15 protein-coding genes are annotated in these 17,503 nt (G+C 62.7%); 12 read left to right on the top strand and 3 right to left on the bottom strand.

What is annotated here, in order from left to right:
• Positions 1 to 114: 114 nt before the first annotated feature.
• Complete coding sequence (locus tag KIO76_RS18645; protein ID WP_213324639.1) at positions 115 to 765, bottom strand: 2-dehydro-3-deoxy-6-phosphogalactonate aldolase; 651 nt, start codon at positions 763 to 765, stop codon at positions 115 to 117.
• Between the two features lie 38 nt (positions 766 to 803).
• Positions 804 to 1,799 carry a 2-dehydro-3-deoxygalactonokinase gene (locus tag KIO76_RS18650; RefSeq protein ID WP_213324640.1) on the bottom strand — a complete coding sequence of 332 codons (996 nt, stop codon included), beginning with the start codon at positions 1,797 to 1,799 and terminating at the stop codon, positions 804 to 806.
• A gap of 435 nt (positions 1,800 to 2,234) precedes the next feature.
• On the opposite strand from KIO76_RS18650, the gene KIO76_RS18655 reads away from it, so the two are divergent.
• Positions 2,235 to 2,483 (top strand): hypothetical protein, encoded by a 249-nt coding sequence (locus KIO76_RS18655; protein WP_349629401.1) that lies wholly within the window; start codon positions 2,235 to 2,237, stop codon positions 2,481 to 2,483.
• 21 nt (positions 2,484 to 2,504) lie between these two features.
• Here KIO76_RS18655 and KIO76_RS18660 read toward each other — a convergent pair whose 3' ends face one another.
• A complete protein-coding gene (locus tag KIO76_RS18660; protein ID WP_213324641.1) occupies positions 2,505 to 2,681 on the bottom strand; it encodes a hypothetical protein in 177 nt (58 codons plus the stop codon).
• 398 nt (positions 2,682 to 3,079) lie between these two features.
• Between KIO76_RS18660 and KIO76_RS18665 the strand changes: the two genes are divergently transcribed.
• The 11 genes from KIO76_RS18665 to rseP all read left to right on the top strand — a co-directional run bounded on the left by KIO76_RS18665 (position 3,080) and on the right by rseP (position 17,442).
• The gene (locus tag KIO76_RS18665; protein ID WP_213324642.1) at positions 3,080 to 3,358 is read left to right on the top strand and encodes a hypothetical protein; all 279 of its coding nucleotides are present in this window, start codon (positions 3,080 to 3,082) and stop codon (positions 3,356 to 3,358) included.
• A gap of 169 nt (positions 3,359 to 3,527) precedes the next feature.
• Positions 3,528 to 4,322 carry an META domain-containing protein gene (locus tag KIO76_RS31100; RefSeq protein WP_249729647.1) on the top strand — a complete coding sequence of 265 codons (795 nt, stop codon included), beginning with the start codon at positions 3,528 to 3,530 and terminating at the stop codon, positions 4,320 to 4,322.
• Between the two features lie 148 nt (positions 4,323 to 4,470).
• Positions 4,471 to 7,941, top strand: coding sequence for a DNA polymerase III subunit alpha (gene dnaE / locus KIO76_RS18675; RefSeq protein ID WP_213324643.1), 3,471 nt, complete (start codon positions 4,471 to 4,473; stop codon positions 7,939 to 7,941).
• A 289-nt stretch (positions 7,942 to 8,230) separates the two neighbouring features.
• Positions 8,231 to 9,820: an ABC-F family ATP-binding cassette domain-containing protein gene (locus KIO76_RS18680; RefSeq protein ID WP_213324644.1), complete on the top strand. Its 1,590-nt coding sequence runs from the start codon at positions 8,231 to 8,233 to the stop codon at positions 9,818 to 9,820.
• A 229-nt stretch (positions 9,821 to 10,049) separates the two neighbouring features.
• The gene (locus KIO76_RS18685) at positions 10,050 to 11,060 is read left to right on the top strand and encodes a 30S ribosomal protein S2 (protein WP_213324645.1); all 1,011 of its coding nucleotides are present in this window, start codon (positions 10,050 to 10,052) and stop codon (positions 11,058 to 11,060) included.
• A gap of 216 nt (positions 11,061 to 11,276) precedes the next feature.
• Positions 11,277 to 12,200 (top strand): translation elongation factor Ts, encoded by a 924-nt coding sequence (gene tsf, locus KIO76_RS18690; RefSeq protein ID WP_213324646.1) that lies wholly within the window; start codon positions 11,277 to 11,279, stop codon positions 12,198 to 12,200.
• 132 nt (positions 12,201 to 12,332) lie between these two features.
• Positions 12,333 to 13,040, top strand: coding sequence for a UMP kinase (pyrH, locus tag KIO76_RS18695; protein ID WP_213324647.1), 708 nt, complete (start codon positions 12,333 to 12,335; stop codon positions 13,038 to 13,040).
• A gap of 365 nt (positions 13,041 to 13,405) precedes the next feature.
• A complete protein-coding gene (gene frr, locus KIO76_RS18700; RefSeq protein ID WP_213324648.1) occupies positions 13,406 to 13,969 on the top strand; it encodes a ribosome recycling factor in 564 nt (187 codons plus the stop codon).
• A 308-nt stretch (positions 13,970 to 14,277) separates the two neighbouring features.
• The gene (locus KIO76_RS18705) at positions 14,278 to 15,048 is read left to right on the top strand and encodes an isoprenyl transferase (protein ID WP_213324649.1); all 771 of its coding nucleotides are present in this window, start codon (positions 14,278 to 14,280) and stop codon (positions 15,046 to 15,048) included.
• On the top strand, positions 15,045 to 15,902 hold the full coding sequence (locus tag KIO76_RS18710; RefSeq protein ID WP_213324650.1) for a phosphatidate cytidylyltransferase: 858 nt from the start codon (positions 15,045 to 15,047) through the stop codon (positions 15,900 to 15,902). The genes KIO76_RS18705 and KIO76_RS18710 overlap by 4 nt, the downstream gene beginning before the upstream one ends.
• Positions 15,903 to 16,275: 373 nt before the next feature.
• Positions 16,276 to 17,442, top strand: a complete 1,167-nt coding sequence (gene rseP, locus KIO76_RS18715) for an RIP metalloprotease RseP (RefSeq protein ID WP_213324651.1) — start codon at positions 16,276 to 16,278, stop codon at positions 17,440 to 17,442.
• Positions 17,443 to 17,503: the final 61 nt, after the last annotated feature.

The following is a 17,503-nucleotide window of genomic DNA, read 5'->3' on the forward strand; positions in this document are numbered from 1 at the left end:
CCCGACTCAATGGGTAAATGGTAGTTAACCCTAGGCGTCTGGGTAGATGGCTATCAGAAGTTGTCCACGGCGATCTTCAACAACGTCAGTAGTGCTGATGTATAGAACCTGATCTCAGGACTGCCTGCGTGATGACCAGGCTTCGACGAAGGCGCGCGCATTGGTGGCGATCTCCTGCACGCCCATGCCCGGCTTGTAGAGGGCCGACCCCAGACCAAAGCCGGCAACACCCGCCGCGAGGAACGGCTCCATGGTGGTCGGCGTGATGCCGCCGACCGGCAACAGCCGCGTTCCCGCCGGCAAGACCGCCCGGATCGCCTTGATGACCGTGGGTCCGACCATCTCGGCCGGAAAGATCTTGAGCGCGGCGGCACCGGCGGCGAGCGCGGCAAAGGCTTCGGTTGGGGTCGCGACGCCAGGGGTGCAGACGAGGCCGGCGTCAGCCGCCGCGCGGATGATTGCGGTGTCGGCATGCGGCATCACGACGAGGTCGGCGCCAAGATCTGTGAGACGCTCGACTTCGGCAGTCCGTGTCACGGTGCCCGCGCCGACGAGTGTATTATCCGGCAGCAACTCGCGGATGATGCGGATGCTCTCGAAGGGGTCGGGTGAATTCAGCGGCACTTCGATGAAGCGGAAGCCGGCCTCATGGAGCGCCGTGGCGACACCTACGGCCTCCTCGGGCTTCAGGCCGCGCAGGATGGCGATCAGCGGCAGCGTGGTGAAGGCCTCTTCCAAACGCGTCGCGCGGCTTGACGGGGTCATGGTACCGATTCCTTCTGTCAGACGGGCGGACAACGCTTCTATGCCCGATCGAGCATGCCCGTTGCGGTTGCGAAGCGGAAGAGCCCCGCCGGAGCTGTATTCCCCAAAAGGGCGACGGGTGTGATATCGAACAGGGCCATCGCACGGCGGTAGCTGTTACAGAGGCCGTCATCGCCAATCAGCACGACGGGGGGCAGGTCTCCGGCAGCGGCCTTCAAACGGGCAAGCCCCGAGCTCAGTTCCTGGCCGATGAGAAGGCCCGAGAGATAGTCTTTCAGGACATCGCCGGGCAGGCGCTTCGTGAGACCGAGGCTGCGCACGGAAAAGAGCTGGTTCAGGAGATCGCCGGCATGGCTATCGCGAGCCGCCTTGACGCCTTGCAGGAAAGCGGTCTCCGCTGCCGCTGGGGCGGCCCCCTCCTCCGGAGCGGTCATCAGCCGCCCGAGGATGGAGTGCTTGGCCATGACGGCGAAGACCTCGCCGGTCATATAGGTGTGGAAACGGGTGATGCGGCTCGCGACGACGGCGACCCATTTCGAATGGGTTCCGGGCATGATGATCGAGGCCCGTTCGGCCAGTAACGGATGGTCAGCGAGGGCGCCGGCGATCTGGATCTCCTCGCCCCGCATCACATCAGGCGGCCCATCGGCCGGATTGTCGATGACGCCGGGAGCGATGAGGATCGTGCTGCCGTCGGCTGTCGTTGCGCGGCCGGCGTAACGGGCGAGCTCGGCGACGTCAGCCGGGCAGGCGACATAAGGTGCTTCGACCCAGCCCTGCGCACTGCCGACCATGCCGCCTGCGACCACTGGCAGATCCGGCCATCGCACGAGCCATTCCCCGCAAAGGGCAGCGAAGGCCTTTTCGAAGCCCGGCACACCCGGCTCCGGCAGGTTCTGAATGCCGCGGCTGCTGGAGCGCTGGTCGATGACATCAGCGTCCTTGTCCATCAGGAAGCCACGCAGACTTGACGTGCCCCAGTCGAGGGCGACGAGAACAGGTTGACGTGCCTCTGACTCCTGGTTGCCCTGCATGCGATCGCTCCTGCCATCTATCTTGGTCGACCTTGGCGTTTGCCTACTCGATCACTGACGCAGGGTCTAGGTCCGTGCTTCAACGGCAATGGTCTGTAAGGTCGCTGGATGCCACGTTTCCAGGGCCGCTCTGTCGGTCAGCCTCAGGGGAGAAGGCCTCAATCACGCGCTCACCGGAAATGTATGTGCCAGTTTTGATCGAGATCCTTCGATGGCTGCCTGCTCTTGCGCCATGTCCTCTTGCGCCATGTCCTCTTGCGCCATTTCAGGGCAGGGTCCGTCGGCTGGCTGCGTTATATCTAATTGAAATAGCTATATTTTTTACCTCACTGGGGATTTGTGATTTGCGTCGGTGTTGTTTTGTGTTCTATTTTTGTTCTCGGTCAGTTACTCTGATCGCTCTTCAAATGGCAATCAGATCGCATGGGTCCGGCGATGAGCATGATGGTGGACGAAATCGTTGCGGCCTATCTCAAGGCTGAAGGGGATGCCATGGCGGCTCTCAACGCTGCAATCCGGGATGCGCTGGCCGATCTCACGGAGAAGGAGCAGCGCCTTGCGAAAGCGGAACGACTCATCTCACGTGGCTACGTCCGCGGCCGGATGCATGCGGCGCTCTCGGCCGCCGCTGAGCGCGAGCAGGCCGAGATCAACGAGGTGAACCGCTCGAAATCGATGCCGTGAAGCTGCAGTCCGCCGTGCCTCTCACAAGAGCAGCACGCGTTTCTCTGGCTCTATCTCGTCCGGATTGGGCTTGGGCCTGTCGTTGTCCGGATCGTCCGGATCTGGCTCTTCAACCGGCGGAATAATCGGCTTCAGGGGATCGGAAGGGTCGATCGTCGGCGGTCGCTTGTAGGGATCCGGCAGGGGAGAACCGGGCATCGGCGGCTCGGAAGCTTGCCGAATTAACGAGCCGGCCATCTCCGGATCAGCCTCGCAGGCGGTTCGTTCTGTTCGTATCCCGCTCGTATCCATGATACTCGTCCTTGTCTGTGCATGGAGAGAAGTCGTGGGTGCTTCATGCGGTTCCACTTTAAGGTTTCTGAAGAGGGCGCCGCCTGAAGCTTCACAAGCGGCTGTCGAGCTGGCTCAATGTCACGAGGCAGCCCTATTCCCGTGAACGGAATATATGGAACTCAGATCGATCCGATCGAATCGCCGGAATGAGGACAGCCATGAGCCGAAGGAATCACATACCCGTAGTTTCGCGATTCCGGCTGGGTGCATCGGGCCGGCCGCTTCCCCGGAGGTTAGCTGGCGGCGCAGCTGCGATCGCTCTGGTGATGGGAGTATTCGCCGTCACGCCGGTGGTGGCGCAGAATGCCCCGCTTGAAGTGCCCCAGCAGGGGCAAACCCTCGCCACGCCGGGTAAGCCGAAGCCGGCACGCGCGGCCAAGAAGACCAAGCCGCAATCGCCGGGGCGTTTCGAGGGACGCTCCGTTCAGGAGTTCCGCCAGCCGAGCTACGAGGATCTGGCGCGGCAGGGAACAGACGACGGCGGCAGCGGTATTCGCCCGAGCTTCCGCGGCGGCAGGCCGGCTCTGAACATGGGTTTCTGAAGACGCGCTTCTCACCGGGATTCAGCAGTCGGTCAGCGCTTCCACGGCCCTGATGAGCTGCGAACGATATTCGGCCTCGCTCGCTTCCCTTTGTCCCTAAACGCGGAATGCGTGGGCTTGGATGTGATTGAGCTGCCCTCGGTCCAGGATTATCGGAGGGGATCAACCCATGAAGGAGATCCCGTTAGGCGAGGACATGATGCGGATGGAGCGCTTGAAAAGCGACGCCTTGAGAAGAGACCTCTCGCGCAGCTTCTTGCTGCAGAGGGTCTTCATCGCTGCCCTTGCGGGGCTGTCCCTTTCCCTGTCCGTTCAGGGAGCCTCTGCGGCCAACGCAGGAACACTGGCTGGCCAATGGCTAGCCGAGGATATCGCCGGCGGCGGTGTCGTCAATCGCATACAGACCACAATCGCTTTTAGCGGCAATGGCAAGGTCACCGGTTCGGGCGGTTGCAACCACTTCACCGGCAAGGCTGAGATCTCCGGCCAGTCCCTGCGGATCGGCCCCTTGGCTTCCACCCGCATGGCCTGTCCTCCTGCGGTCATGGGGCAGGAGCAGAAATTCTTCAATGCGTTGCAAGCCGTGAAAAGTTGGGAGATCGGCGGCAACGGCAAGCTTTCGTTGCTGGACGCCGACGGCAAGCAATTGGCGCTGTTGACATCGGTCCGCCAAGGTGCGGCGATCACGATTGAAGTTCCGACGGTCAACGAGGTCCAGACCGTCAAGGCAAGCTATGCCTGCGGTGATCGGGTCGTGGATGCCACCTATTTCAATGCCGGGGCGATCTCGCTGGTGTCGCTCGCGATCCACGGCGAGTTCGTGATCGCGGCCAATGTGCTGGCCGGTTCCGGTGCAAAATATGCTGGCGGGCGCTTCATCTGGTGGACGAAGGGCAATACGGCTGATCTCTATGATCTCACGAAGGGTGAGAACGCGGCGCCCGTCACCTGCAAACAGACCTGAGGGCTGGACAGCGACCCCGCAGGATCAGCGGTGATAGGACATCCACTGGTAATCTGGGATCGGGGCTCGACCCCGCCGGTCCGCGCCGTATTCTGGGGCTGTGAGCGGGCATGAGTCCGGCCCGGATGTGATCGGTATTGGGTTCCCGATGAACGTTTCAGCGAACGAGATCTACCAGGACGTCGGCTTTGTGCATTTGCATGTCCATTCCTCGTTTTCGCTTCTCGAGGGTGCGCTCACCATCGCGGCCTTGTCGAAGATGGCCATCGCGGACGGTATGCCGGCGCTGGCGCTGACGGATTCCAACAATCTTTTCGGCGCGCTCGAGTTCTCGGAAAAGCTGTCGGGAGCCGGCATCCAGCCGATCGCCGGCTTGCAGCTCACGGTCGAATTCGAGCCGCCGGACCCTACCGTGCGCCAGATGGTGACCCGCAGCCTGCCGCATATCGTGCTGCTCGCGACCAGCGAGACCGGTTATGGAAACCTGATGCAGCTCACGAGCCGCGCCTTCCTGGATTCCACGGCGGGGGAGGTGATCCATGTGCCTTTCGCACGGCTCGCCGCCCATAGCGAGGGGCTGATCGCGCTGACCGGCGGGCCGGGCGGCCCGCTCGACCGGGCCCTGCGAGACGGCCAGATGGAACTGGCTTCGGAGCGGTTCAGGCGCCTCCAAGAGGTTTTCGGCGACCGGCTTTATGTGGAGTTGCAACGGCACGGCACGAACGAGGAGCGTGCCGTCGAGACTGAGCTGCTCCGCCTCGCCTATCGGGATGGTGTGCCCCTCGTCGCCACCAACGAGCCTTTTTTCGCGAAGGCCGGAGACTATGAAGCGCATGACGCGCTGCTCGCCATTGCCGACGGCCGTCTCATTGCCGATGACAATCGCCGGCGGCTTACCAACGCGCACGACTTCAAGTCGCGCGCCGAGATGGTCAAGCTTTTCGAGGATCTGCCGGAAGCGTTGCAGTCAACCGTTGAGATTGCGATGCGCTGCGCCTATCGGCCGCGCACGCGCAAGCCGATGCTTCCCCGCTTCAGCGGCGATGAGACGGAAGAGGCGGCCGAGCTCCGCCGGCAGGCCGTGGCCGGGCTCGACGCGCGTCTGGCCTCCCACCCCCCAGCCCCCGGCCTGACCGAGGCCGATTATCGCCAGCGGCTTGAATTTGAGCTGTCGATCATCGAGCGCATGCGTTTCCCGGGTTACTTCCTGATCGTCGCGGACTTTATCAAGTGGGCGAAGGCCCATGACATTCCCGTCGGCCCGGGCCGCGGTTCGGGGGCGGGTTCGCTCGTGGCCTATTCGCTCACCATCACCGACCTGGATCCGCTACGCTTCGGCCTCCTGTTCGAGCGCTTCCTCAATCCGGATCGTGTGTCGATGCCGGATTTCGACATCGATTTCTGCCAGGATCGCCGCGAAGAGGTCATCGCCTATGTGCAGCAGCGCTACGGCGAGGATCGTGTCGCGCAGATCATCACCTTCGGTACGCTGCAGGCGCGCGGCGTCATGCGCGACGTCGGCCGCGTACTCGAAATGCCCTATGGCCAAGTCGACAAGCTGACCAAGCTCGTGCCGCAGAACCCGGCCAATCCCGTCACGCTCAAGAAAGCCATCGAGGACGAGCCCAAACTGCAGAGTGCCGCGAAGGAGGAGCCGGTCGTCGGGCGCATGCTCGACATCGCCCAGAAGCTCGAGGGGTTGCACCGCCACGCCTCGACCCATGCGGCCGGCATCGTGATCGGCGATAGGCCGCTCGAAGAGCTTGTGCCGCTCTATCGCGATCCGCGTTCCGGCATGCGCGTCAGTCAGCTCAACATGAAGTGGGTGGAGCAGGCGGGCCTCGTCAAATTCGACTTTCTTGGCCTCAAGACCCTCACAGTGCTGCGCACGGCGGTCGATCTCATCAAGAAGAAGGGGATCGACATCGATCTGTCGGCGATCCCCCTCGACGATAAGAAGACCTACGAATATCTGGGGCGCGGCGAGACGGTCGGCGTGTTCCAGGTGGAAAGCGCCGGCATGCGCAAGGCGCTCGTCGAGATGCGCGCGGACCGCCTGGAGGACCTGATCGCGCTGGTGGCGCTCTACCGTCCCGGTCCGATGGCCAATATTCCTGTTTATTGCGCCCGCAAGCACGGCGACGGCGAGCCGGAGGAGGAATGGTACCTCCACGAGAAGCTGAGGCCGATCCTCAACGAGACCTTCGGCATCATCATCTACCAGGAACAGGTGATGCAGGTGGCGCAGTCGCTGTCGGGCTATTCGCTCGGCGAAGCGGACCTGTTGCGCCGCGCCATGGGCAAGAAGATCAAGGCTGAGATGGACGCGCAGCGCGAGCGCTTCGTGAATGGCGCCATCGAGCGCGGCCTCACCAAGGCGCTCGCCGACGAGATCTTCGACCTCCTCGCCAAATTCGCCGACTATGGCTTCAACAAGAGCCATGCGGCCGCCTATGCGCTCGTGTCCTACCATACGGGGTATCTCAAGGCGAACCATCCGGTCGAGTTCATGGCGGCGTCCATGACGCTCGAACTCGACAACACCGACAAGCTGTCGGAATTCCGGCGCGAGGCCGAACGCCTCGGCATCAAGGTGGAGCCCCCCTCGATCAACCGCTCGGGCGTGGTCTTCGACGTCCATTACGATGCCGAGCAGCGCGGCTCGATCCGCTATGCGCTGGCCGCGCTCAAAGGCGTCGGGAGGCAGGCTGTCGAGGCGCTCGTGACGGCACGGGGCAACACGCCGTTCCGCGACCTCAGTGATTTCGCGCGGCGCTTCAACCCCAAGCTCGTCAACAAGCGCACGCTGGAAGCGCTCATCTCGGCTGGCGCCTTCGATGAACTTGAGCCGGATCGGGCGCGGAGCTTCGCGGCGATCGATGCGATCACCGCGATCGCGGCGCGCACGGTGGCAGCCGAGGCTGACGGACAGAACGACTTCTTCGGTGGGCCCACATCCGCACCGGAGCCCTTGCGCATCCCGAGTTACGTCCCGTGGCTGCCGGCGGAGCGGCTGCAGCGGGAATACGATGCAGCCGGGTTCTTTCTGACGGGCCATCCGCTCGACGAGTATGGCGCGCTGCTTGAGAAGTTGCGTGTGCAACGCTGGTCGGATTTCGCTAAGGCGGTCCGCGGTGGTGTCAATATGGGGCGGCTCGCCGCGACCGTGCTGGACCGGACGGAGCGGCGCACGAAGAGCGGTTCGAAGATGGGTATCGTCAATCTGTCCGACCAGAGCGGCCATTTCGAGGCCATCATCTTCGCCGAAGGACTATCGCATTTCCGCGACCTGCTGGAGCCGGGCAAGCCGGTCATCCTGCTGGTCCAGGCCTCCGCTGAGGGCGAGGAGGTGAGGGCGCGCATCCAGTCTGTCGAGCCCCTCGACTCGGCTGTTTCGAAGCACCACAAGAGCCTGCGGATCTTTCTGCGTGACGAGGCGCCACTGCCCATCGTAGCCGAGCGGCTCCGCGATCGCGGCGATGGCGATATCTCGCTGGTGCTGATGCTGGAGGAGAGGCAGGAGGTCGAGGTGAAGCTCAAAGGGCGCTTTTCCACGACACCGCAGATGGCGAGCGCTATCCGGGCGATCCCCGGCGTCGTCCATGTGGAGATGTTGTAAGGCGACGTGGAGGTGACCTTGGCCTTGGCTGAACGCCGACCGAGGTTCTGCTTGCTTCGCCGAAGTTGGGTCCACATGGCCCATAGCGGAGGCTTGCCGCGGAGACCAGCCCGAAGCAGTTCCGCGCCCCACATGGCGGAACCTCCCAGATTTTCGCCGACCAAGCTTGCGAAGGTTGATGGTTAGTCTTACCTAGAGGGCCGTTCAGCAGGAATTTGGAGCCGCTTCGACATGGATTTGTCTCTTGCCGCCGTCGTTCAGTCGATCATGCTGCGAGAAGTCCTGTCCCATGCCTGCTTCCATCACCCTGTGCAATCTATCATGGCATGCTCCTGATGGAGCGCCGCTCTTCTCTGATCTCAATCTAAGCTTCGGTCCCGAGCGTACTGGCCTCATCGGGCGAAACGGCACCGGCAAGACCACGCTGCTGCGGTTGATCGCGGGCGAGCTAAGCCCGTCGTCGGGCTCCGTTCAAGCCTCTGGCACCCTTGGCGTCATGCGGCAGGATATACAGGCGAGCGCCGACACGCTCGCGGACCTTTTCGGTGCAAGATCCGCCTTGGCAGTGCTCGACCGCGCCGAAAGGGGGCTTGCCGACCCTGACGAACTGGCCGGCGCTGACTGGACCTTACCGGCTAGGATCGACGCGGCCCTCGCGCGGTGCGGTTTGTCCCTGGAGGCTCATGTGCCGCTGGCTGTGCTGTCAGGCGGGCAGCGCAGTCGCGCGGCCTTGGCAGCGCTGATTTTTGCCGAGCCGGACGTTCTCCTGCTTGATGAGCCGACCAACAATCTGGATCGCGACGGACGCCGGGCTGTGCTGGACTTCATCCGCGCGTGGCGAGGCAGCTCGATCATCGTCAGTCATGATCGGGAGCTGCTTGATACGATGGACGCCATCGTGGAACTGACCACGCTTGGCGCTACCCGATATGGCGGGAACTATGGTGCTTTTCATGCGCGGAAGTCCACGGAGCTCGAGGCTGCTCGCCACGATCTCGCAAATGCCGAAAGGGAACGCGCGGAGATCAGGCGTCGCGCGCAGCAGGCGGTCGAGCGCAAAGCGCGAAGGGATAGCAATGGACAGAAAGGCCGCGCCAAAGGCGACCAGCCGAAAATCCTGATGGACGCGGCGAGAGGCCGCGCCGAGACATCCGGCGGCGCAAATGCCCGCCTTCGCGATGCGCGAATCGAGATGGCTGACGAGGCCCTGTCCAGCGCGCGCGAGAAAATCGAGGTGCTGCAGCCCTTGCGCATGGAGATGCTTACCACCGACATGCCTTCCGGTAAGATCGCTCTGCGTCTTGCAGCCGTGACAGCGGGATATGCGGCTGAGCGGCCTGTCATTCGTGATCTGTCTCTGACCTTAACCGGTCCCGAACGGGTCGCGATCACGGGTCCGAACGGCAGTGGCAAGTCCACGTTACTGGCGCTCATCGCGGGCAAGCTCGAGCCGCAGAGCGGATCCGTTGATCGGCCGGTCCCCCTGGCTTTCCTCGACCAGGATATGGGCTTGCTCGACCCGGAGCTGTCGCTGCGGGAGAATTTCCTGCATTTGAACCCGCAGACGGATGAGAACCAGTGTCGGGCGGCTTTGGCGCGTTTTCGTTTCCGCGCGGAGGATGCGCATCAGCGGGTGGGCGATCTCAGTGGTGGCGAGCGGTTGCGCGCCGGGCTTGCCTGCACCCTGGGACGTCCCGTCCCGCCCGCGCTTCTCATTCTGGATGAGCCGACCAATCATCTTGATCTCGACGGGATGGAGGCGCTGGAACTGGCGCTATGCGCCTTTGACGGCGCGCTCCTGGTCGTCAGCCACGATGAGAGGTTTCTTGATCGCCTCGCTTTGCAGCGAAGAGTGGAGCTGGGCGCCCCCCTTGGTTGAGCGATCACCCGCTCAACCGGATGCCGAGGGATTGAATGCCTTCTTTCCGCACGCCATCTCTTGCATCTCAACGCTGGCGCCCTTATAAGCGCGCCCATTCCACACGCGGGGTTAAGCTCGCGAAGGTCCTAACATAAGGACCTTCTTGAGATCTCTCACGAGCCATCCGGTGGCCGGATCGTCCGGCCCAAGGCCCCGCGGCGGCATCATAACCGGAGTTATAAAGACTATGGCGCTTCCTGATTTCTCCATGCGGCAGCTGCTCGAAGCCGGTGCGCATTTCGGCCACCAGGCTCACCGCTGGAATCCGAAGATGGATCAGTACATCTTCGGCACCCGCAACAACATCCATATCATCGATCTCGCCCAGACCGTGCCCGCGTTCTACCGCGCGCTGCAGGCGATTTCCGACACGGTTGCGGCCGGTGGCCGCGTGCTCTTCGTGGGCACGAAGCGCCAGGCCGCCGATGCGGTCGCGGATGCTGCCAAGCGTTCGGCTCAGTACTACGTGAACTCCCGCTGGCTCGGTGGGATGCTGACGAACTGGAAGACCATTTCCGGTTCGATCCAGCGTCTGCGCAAGGTCGACGAGACTCTCAACGGCGGCGCCACCGGACTGACAAAGAAAGAGCGTCTGATGCTCTCGCGGGAGCGCGAAAAGCTTGAGCGCGCGCTCGGCGGCATCAAGGACATGGGCGGCGTGCCGGACCTTCTGTTCGTGATCGACACGAACAAGGAGCAGCTTGCCATCAAGGAAGCCCAGCGTCTCGGCATCCCGGTGGCCGCGATCGTCGACACCAATTGCGATCCCGACGGCATCACCTTCCCGGTTCCGGCCAATGACGACGCGGGCCGTGCCATCGCTCTCTATTGCGACCTCGTGGCTCGCGCCGCCATCGATGGCATCTCGCGTGGCCATGGCGACCTCGGCATCGATATCGGCGAGTCGGAAGCTCCGATCGTCGAGGATCTGCCGGCTGCCGACGGCGCCGCTTCAGATGAGGTGTTCGAGCGTCTCGGCGCGCCGCGTGGCGCCCCCGATGATCTCACCAACCTGAACGGCGTCGGCCCTGAGCTCGAGAAGAACCTCAATGAGGCCGGCATCTTCCATTACTGGCAGATCGCGGCTCTCGCGCCGGCCGACATTGCCGCCCTTGACGCCGAGCTGAAGCTGCACGGCCGCATCGAGCGTGACGGCTGGGTGGCCCAGGCCCGCTCGCTGACCGATACGGCGAACTGATAGGGACCTTGCCGGTCACAGGCCGGCTTTGTCTGAGATGATGGACCTTCATATGGAAGCCTGAAGGCTGTGTCATATGAAGGTCTCGCTTCAGCAGCCAGATCGGAGCCGGCAGCCCATGCCGGCTCATTTGACGTGTTGATTGACGATTGACGTCTGGCCGCGCCTTGCATTGATTTTGTGAGGACGCGGCTCTTTACGATCGAGAGGATTACGATGGCCAGCATTAGCGCGGCGATGGTGAAAGAGCTCCGCGACAAGACCGGCGCGGGCATGATGGACTGCAAGACGGCGCTCACCGAGACGGGCGGCGACGTCGAGGCGGCGGTGGATTGGCTGCGGAAGAAGGGACTGTCCAAGGCCGCCAAGAAGTCCGGCCGCGTGGCGGCCGAAGGCCTTGTTGCCGTGGCACTCGCCGGCAACAAGGGCGTGGTCGTCGAGATCAACTCGGAAACCGACTTCGTGGCGCGCAACGAGCAGTTCCAGCAGCTTGCCCGGACGATCGCGCAGGTCGCTCTCGACACCGGCACCGACATCGAGGCGCTGAAGGCTGCTGCCTATCCCGGCGGTGGGACGGTGCAGGACGCGCTGTCGAGCGCCATCGCCACGATCGGCGAGAACATGACTCCCCGCCGGGCGGCTAGTCTCGCGGTGCCCGAGGGCGTGGTCTCTGCCTACCTGCACAACACGTCCGGCGAGGGCCTGGGCCGCATTGGCGTGATCGTGGCGCTCGCCTCGACCGCCAACAAGGACGAGCTCGCAACACTTGCCCGTCAGATCGCGATGCATGTCGCGGCGACCAATCCGGTGGCGCTCGATGCCAGCGGCGTTCCGGCTGAGACGGTCGAGCGCGAGAAGGCGATCCTTGCCGACAAGCATGCGGGCAAGCCCGCCAATGTCATCGAGAAGATCGTCGACAGCGGCATGAAGACCTACTTCAAGGAAGTGACCCTTCTGGAGCAGCCCTTCATCCACGACCAGTCCAAGACGATCTCTCAGGTGCTCAAGGAGGCCGAAGGGCGCTTGGGAGCTCCTGTGAAGCTCGAAGGCTTTGTCCGCTACGGCTTGGGCGAAGGCATCGAGAAAGAGGAAGCCGATTTCGCCGCCGAAGTGGCGGCGGCGGCGGGAAGCCAAGGCTGACGACGACAACGGCGCCGCAAGGCGCCGTTTTCATGTGAAGACCTGTGCAAGGCATGCGCCCGCACGGTGACATCGATCCCCTGGCCCCGCTATGGGGAATGGATTGGCTCAGACAACGGCGGAGGCACTAGCATGCGGATCAAACGGGCGCTCATCAAACTGTCGGGCGAGGTTTTGGCCGGAAGTGCCGGTGCCGGCCTGCACGGCGAGACGTTGACGCAAATCGCTGCCGATATCGCGACAGCCGCCAAGAAGGGCCATGAGATCGCGATCGTCGTCGGCGGAGGCAATTTCTTCCGCGGCGTTCAAGGGTTGAACAAGGGGCTTGACCGCCCAACGGCTGATTCCATCGGCATGCTTGGCACCGTAATGAACGCCTTGGCATTGGAACACGCGATCGAGGCCGCCGGCGTTCCCGCCCGCGCCATGTCCGCCGTGCCCATGCCATCGCTCTGCGAGAGCTATGCGAGACGGCGCGCGCTCGATCATCTGGCCCATGGCAAGGTGGTGGTGCTCGGCGGCGGGCTGGGCAATCCCTATTTCACAACCGACACGCCTGCGGTGCTGCGGGCGGCCGAACTCGACTGCGAGGCCCTGCTCAAGGCAACGAATGTGGATGGGGTCTATACCGCCGACCCGAAAAAGGACCCGGCGGCATCGCGCTTTGACAGCTTGACCCACGACGAGGCAATCGCCCTGAACCTCAAGGTCATGGATACGGCTGCTTTCGCGCTGGCGCGCGAAGCCGGCCTGCCCATCGTGGTCTTTTCCATTCTCGATTCCGGCGCCATCGGCCAGGTGCTCGAAGGCAGCGGTCGCGCCACGATCGTGGCGCCCTAGACGAGTACCGTTTCTTAAATTTCTTGAACAAACGGCGCTAAGAGCTGATCCATTCTTGGTTTTCCTGGATCACGACCGACTTCCGGTCATGCCGCACGGCTGCGGGCGATGTGGGTTCCAGCCGATGCCGGCACCTCGGGACGGCCCATTCCCACGGAATAGATGGCCTTTCGTCGCAAAACGGTCTTCCACTCCTGCCGCTCATGCTCTAAGCCCGCTACTTGTTGCCTCGGGAAGTAAGGTGCCTTTCCCGGGCTATGGGGTAGCCCTCCGTCGCTGTTCGGCGGAGGCTCGCGTTGTGCTTGACCATAGGGGCCGTAGGCGCTCAAGGTCGCGCAAACATCGAACAAGAGGGCAAATCCGAGATGACTGCCACGTCTTTCGACCTTTCAGACGTCAAGCGGCGCATGCAGGGTGCCGTACAGGCCTTTCGTCATGACCTGGGAAGCCTCAGGACCGGCCGTGCCTCCCCCACGCTTCTTGATCCCCTGCAGATTGACGCTTACGGCGCGCTCATGCCGATCACCCAGGTCGCGACGGTCAGCGTGCCGGAGCCGCGGCTGATCAGTGTCCAGGTGTGGGACCGCGGCATGGTTTCGGCCGTCGAGAAGGCCATCCGCGAATCCGACCTCGGTCTTAACCCGCAGACCGAAGGTCAGGTTATCCGTCTGCGCATTCCCGAGATGAACGAGCAGCGCCGCAAGGAGATGGTCAAGGTCGCCCATAAATATGCCGAGGAAGCGCGGGTCGCGGCACGCCATGTGCGACGCGATGGGCTGGACGTGTTGAAGAAGCTCGTCAAGGACGGCAACCTGAGCGAGGACGAGCAGACCCGCCAGGCCGATCAGGTACAGAAGGCGACGGACCAGACGATCACTGAGATCGACCAGCTTCTGGTCGCCAAGGAAAAGGAAATCATGCAGGTCTGAGCCGCGCTCGGGGAAAGCATGAGTCCACGGCTGCGGAACCACGGGGGCTGAGTGCTCCGCCGACTGGAATGGGGCCAATGACGTTTTCATCATCGGCCTCATGATCCGCTGGGTACAGGTTGGTCATCGGCTCGCGCCAGGAGGCGCCAAAATGGGTTTGGAAGCTCGCTCCGGAATGATACGAATTCCGGATGCACGCGTGGCGTGCAGCGGCGATAGCGGGGGAGCCGGGCGGTGAGCGTGAGCAATCATGAGGGATTTCTGGCGAATTCATGCAGCACGGCGGGCGCGAAGCGTCGGAGGACGGCATGAGCGCATCGCCTGAGAAGTCGGTTCGCGAGCCCGCCGGGGCGGGGAGGACCCAACCGTCCGTGCCGCGCCATGTGGCGATCATCATGGATGGCAATGGCCGCTGGGCGGCGCGCCGAGGATTGCCCCGCTTCGAGGGGCATCGCCGGGGCATGGAGGCTCTGCGCAATGCTGTGCGGGTTGCTGGCGATCTCGGCATTTCCTATCTGACGGTCTACGGTTTCTCATCCGAGAACTGGAGCCGGCCCGCGGCCGAGGTCGCGGACTTGATGGGATTGTTGCGCCATTTCGTCAGGCGGGATCTCGCGGATCTTCATCGCAACAATGTCCGTGTCCGCATTATCGGGAGCGACGAGGGTCTTGCTCCCGATCTCGTCGGGCTATTGGGTGAGGCGGAGAACCTCACGCGCAACAACACCGCGTTGACGCTGGTTGTCGCTTTCAACTACGGCGGGCGCCAGGAAATAACACAGGCGGCACGCCGCCTCGCGGCGGACGTCGCGGCTGGTCGCCTTGCAGCCGACGACATTTCCGTCGAACGTTTTGCAGAAGCGCTGAACACCGTGGATATTCCTGATCCTGATCTCGTCATTCGCACGTCAGGGGAGAAACGGCTGTCGAATTTTCTGCTCTGGCAAGCAGCCTACGCGGAGCTCGTATTCACGCCGGTGCTGTGGCCGGATTTCGATCGTGGCGCCTTCGAGGAGGCCCTGTCGGAATATCAACGGCGGGAGCGCCGCTTCGGCGGACTGAGCAGCGCCGCAGGATGACCAAAAGCAACGGAACCGCACCCTTCGAACGCGGCCACCCGGCGAGAGCCACGTCCGAGCTGACGCTCAGGATCGCATCCGGTTTCGTTCTGGCTTCCGTTGTGCTCACGGCAACCCTCTGGGGAGGATTGCCCTTTGTTGTCATCTGGGCAATCGCGGGTGGCGGTGTGGCTTATGAATGGCTCGCCCTGACCGAGGACGGCGAGGAAACCAGACGTACCACGCGCACGGTGTTCGGTGTGTTGATAGCCTCATCGGCGCTCGCCCTTCACTGGTATGGAATCGGCCCCGCGCTCGTCGTGGTCGCGGGTGCCGTCATCGCGCTCATTGTCGTCGATCGACATGATGCGAGGCGGATCTTGCGAGCTGGCGGTCTGGTCTATGCCGCAGTCATCGCCTTGGTGCCCGTCGCCGCAAGGAATACCCCATTCGGCCTTTTGACGCTGTTCTGGATGTTTGGCGTCGTCTGGGGCACCGATGTTTTCGCCTATGCATGCGGAAGGCTGATCGGGGGTCCGAAGCTCTGGCCCCGCGTGAGCCCGAAGAAGACATGGTCCGGCTTTCTCGGCGGTGTTGCCGCCGGCACCGTAATCGGGTGGTTGGTGCTCACAACGCCTCTGACCGGAGGACCGGCGCCGGTGCCCGCTACGGTCATGATTGCCCTTTCCGCTGCCGCCGCCGTGCTCTCCCAAGCGGGGGATCTCGGTGAATCAGTTTTGAAACGCTACCTTGGCGTCAAGGATTCCGGCCATATCATTCCGGGGCACGGTGGTCTGATGGATCGTCTGGACTCCTTCTGGGCGGTCTCCGTCTTTCTGGGATGTGCCCTGGTGGCGAGCTCCCTGTGGAAATGAGTCTGCGCGCGTAAAGCGTGTGTAAATCTCGTTCATGCAATTTTTGCGCGCTCAAGTTCGCGGGACAGAACGGGCCGTCATATGCTATCTCATTGGAGGAGGGGATCATTCGGAGGGAGGCTTGCGGAATGCGGGCGATCGTCTCTCTCTTGCCATGATTGCCGGCGCATGTCTGTGCGGGGATGGCTTCGCACCGGCCGCATAGTTTCGTAGAGCGCTTAAACTTGAATACCAGTTCTGTCGACGAAACAACTGATATAGCAGTACTTCTATCGATGTTGGCGCTGTTGTCGCTTGACTGTTGGGTCGACAAAACTATGGATGGCGGCTATGTCGCATTGGTGGACAGCCTGATGACCAGAGACCCTGCTTCATGGAATTTCTAAGCGCCATGGGCGCGACCGCCACCGCCTTGGTGGGCTATGTCGTCCCGTTCCTCTTTGTCCTCACTATCGTGGTCTTCATCCACGAGTTGGGCCATTTCCTGGTGGGGCGCTGGTGCGGGGTCGGCGTGCAGGCTTTCTCGATCGGATTTGGCAGGGAGCTGATCGGCTGGACGGACAGACGCGGAACGCGCTGGAAGCTGTCCGCAATTCCCCTTGGTGGTTATGTGAAGTTTGCTGGCGACGCGAATGCGGCCAGCATGCCGGATCGGGACCGTCTCGATCAACTGACGCCCGAAGAGCGCAAAGTCAGCTTCTTCCATAAATCCGTGGGACGGCGGGCAGCCATCGTTGCGGCCGGTCCCGTCGCTAATTTCCTGCTGGCGATCGCCATTTTTGGCGGTGCGGCTTATTTCAACGGCCGCCAAGTCCTCGTGCCGAAAGTGGCTGCCGTTCAGGAGAACAGCGCGGCAGCCCGGGCCGGTTTCCAGGCCGGCGATATCGTGCTCGCCATTGACGGTCAGCCCATCGCGTCGTTTAACGACATGCAGCGCATTGTCAGCGGCCGCGCGGAGGAAGAGCTTACCTTCCTTGTCGACCGGGCGGGCCATGAGACACGGCTCACGGCGACGCCGGATCTCCGCGAGATCACCACGCCTTTCGGAAAGCAGCGTCTCGGCATGCTGGGACTGCAGGCGGCGTCGAATGATCCCGCCAACTGGCATGTTCAGCGCTTTGGTCTGGTCGAGGCCGTCGGCGTCGGTCTCAGTGAAACCTGGTTCATCGTCACGCGGACCTATGACTATGTGGCGAAACTCGTCACCGGTCGGGAGTCGACGGACCAGCTGTCGGGACCCATCCGGATCGCGGAGGTGTCGGGCAAGGTCGCTTCCATGGGCGGGATCTTCTCGCTCATCAATCTCGCGGCGATTCTTTCAGTCTCGATCGGCCTCATTAATCTCGTTCCGATCCCACTGTTGGATGGTGGGCATTTACTTTTCTACGCCATCGAAGCCCTGCGCGGGCGGCCATTGAGCGAGGCGGCTCAGGAGATCGGTTTCAGGATCGGTCTCGCGATCGTTGTCATGCTAATGTTGTTCGTAACGTGGAATGACCTTACGCATCTTGGGCTTGCGCTCAGTCAACGGGGCACGTGACCCTGAGGTCACGGTCCCCGGGGAAAAGTTTGTTAACGGTGTTTGTACGTTTGCATGGACG

Origin of the sequence: Chelatococcus sp. YT9, from assembly GCF_018398315.1 — a bacterium.
Lineage (GTDB): Bacteria > Pseudomonadota > Alphaproteobacteria > Rhizobiales > Beijerinckiaceae > Chelatococcus.

What these genes read in the sequence shown, in the direction of transcription:
- KIO76_RS18685 (WP_213324645.1), top strand. Translation starts at nt 10,050, where the DNA reads ATGGCGCTTCCTGATTTCTCCATGCGGCAGCTGCTCGAAGCCGGTGCG.
- KIO76_RS31100 (WP_249729647.1), top strand. Translation starts at nt 3,528, where the DNA reads ATGAAGGAGATCCCGTTAGGCGAGGACATGATGCGGATGGAGCGCTTG.
- KIO76_RS18680 (WP_213324644.1), top strand. Translation starts at nt 8,231, where the DNA reads ATGCCTGCTTCCATCACCCTGTGCAATCTATCATGGCATGCTCCTGAT.
- tsf (WP_213324646.1), top strand. Translation starts at nt 11,277, where the DNA reads ATGGCCAGCATTAGCGCGGCGATGGTGAAAGAGCTCCGCGACAAGACC.
- pyrH (WP_213324647.1), top strand. Translation starts at nt 12,333, where the DNA reads ATGCGGATCAAACGGGCGCTCATCAAACTGTCGGGCGAGGTTTTGGCC.
- KIO76_RS18645 (WP_213324639.1), bottom strand. Translation starts at nt 765, where the DNA reads ATGACCCCGTCAAGCCGCGCGACGCGTTTGGAAGAGGCCTTCACCACG.
- rseP (WP_213324651.1), top strand. Translation starts at nt 16,276, where the DNA reads ATGGAATTTCTAAGCGCCATGGGCGCGACCGCCACCGCCTTGGTGGGC.
- KIO76_RS18705 (WP_213324649.1), top strand. Translation starts at nt 14,278, where the DNA reads ATGAGCGCATCGCCTGAGAAGTCGGTTCGCGAGCCCGCCGGGGCGGGG.
- KIO76_RS18655 (WP_349629401.1), top strand. Translation starts at nt 2,235, where the DNA reads ATGAGCATGATGGTGGACGAAATCGTTGCGGCCTATCTCAAGGCTGAA.
- KIO76_RS18650 (WP_213324640.1), bottom strand. Translation starts at nt 1,799, where the DNA reads ATGCAGGGCAACCAGGAGTCAGAGGCACGTCAACCTGTTCTCGTCGCC.
- dnaE (WP_213324643.1), top strand. Translation starts at nt 4,471, where the DNA reads ATGAACGTTTCAGCGAACGAGATCTACCAGGACGTCGGCTTTGTGCAT.
- frr (WP_213324648.1), top strand. Translation starts at nt 13,406, where the DNA reads ATGACTGCCACGTCTTTCGACCTTTCAGACGTCAAGCGGCGCATGCAG.
- KIO76_RS18660 (WP_213324641.1), bottom strand. Translation starts at nt 2,681, where the DNA reads ATGCCCGGTTCTCCCCTGCCGGATCCCTACAAGCGACCGCCGACGATC.
- KIO76_RS18710 (WP_213324650.1), top strand. Translation starts at nt 15,045, where the DNA reads ATGACCAAAAGCAACGGAACCGCACCCTTCGAACGCGGCCACCCGGCG.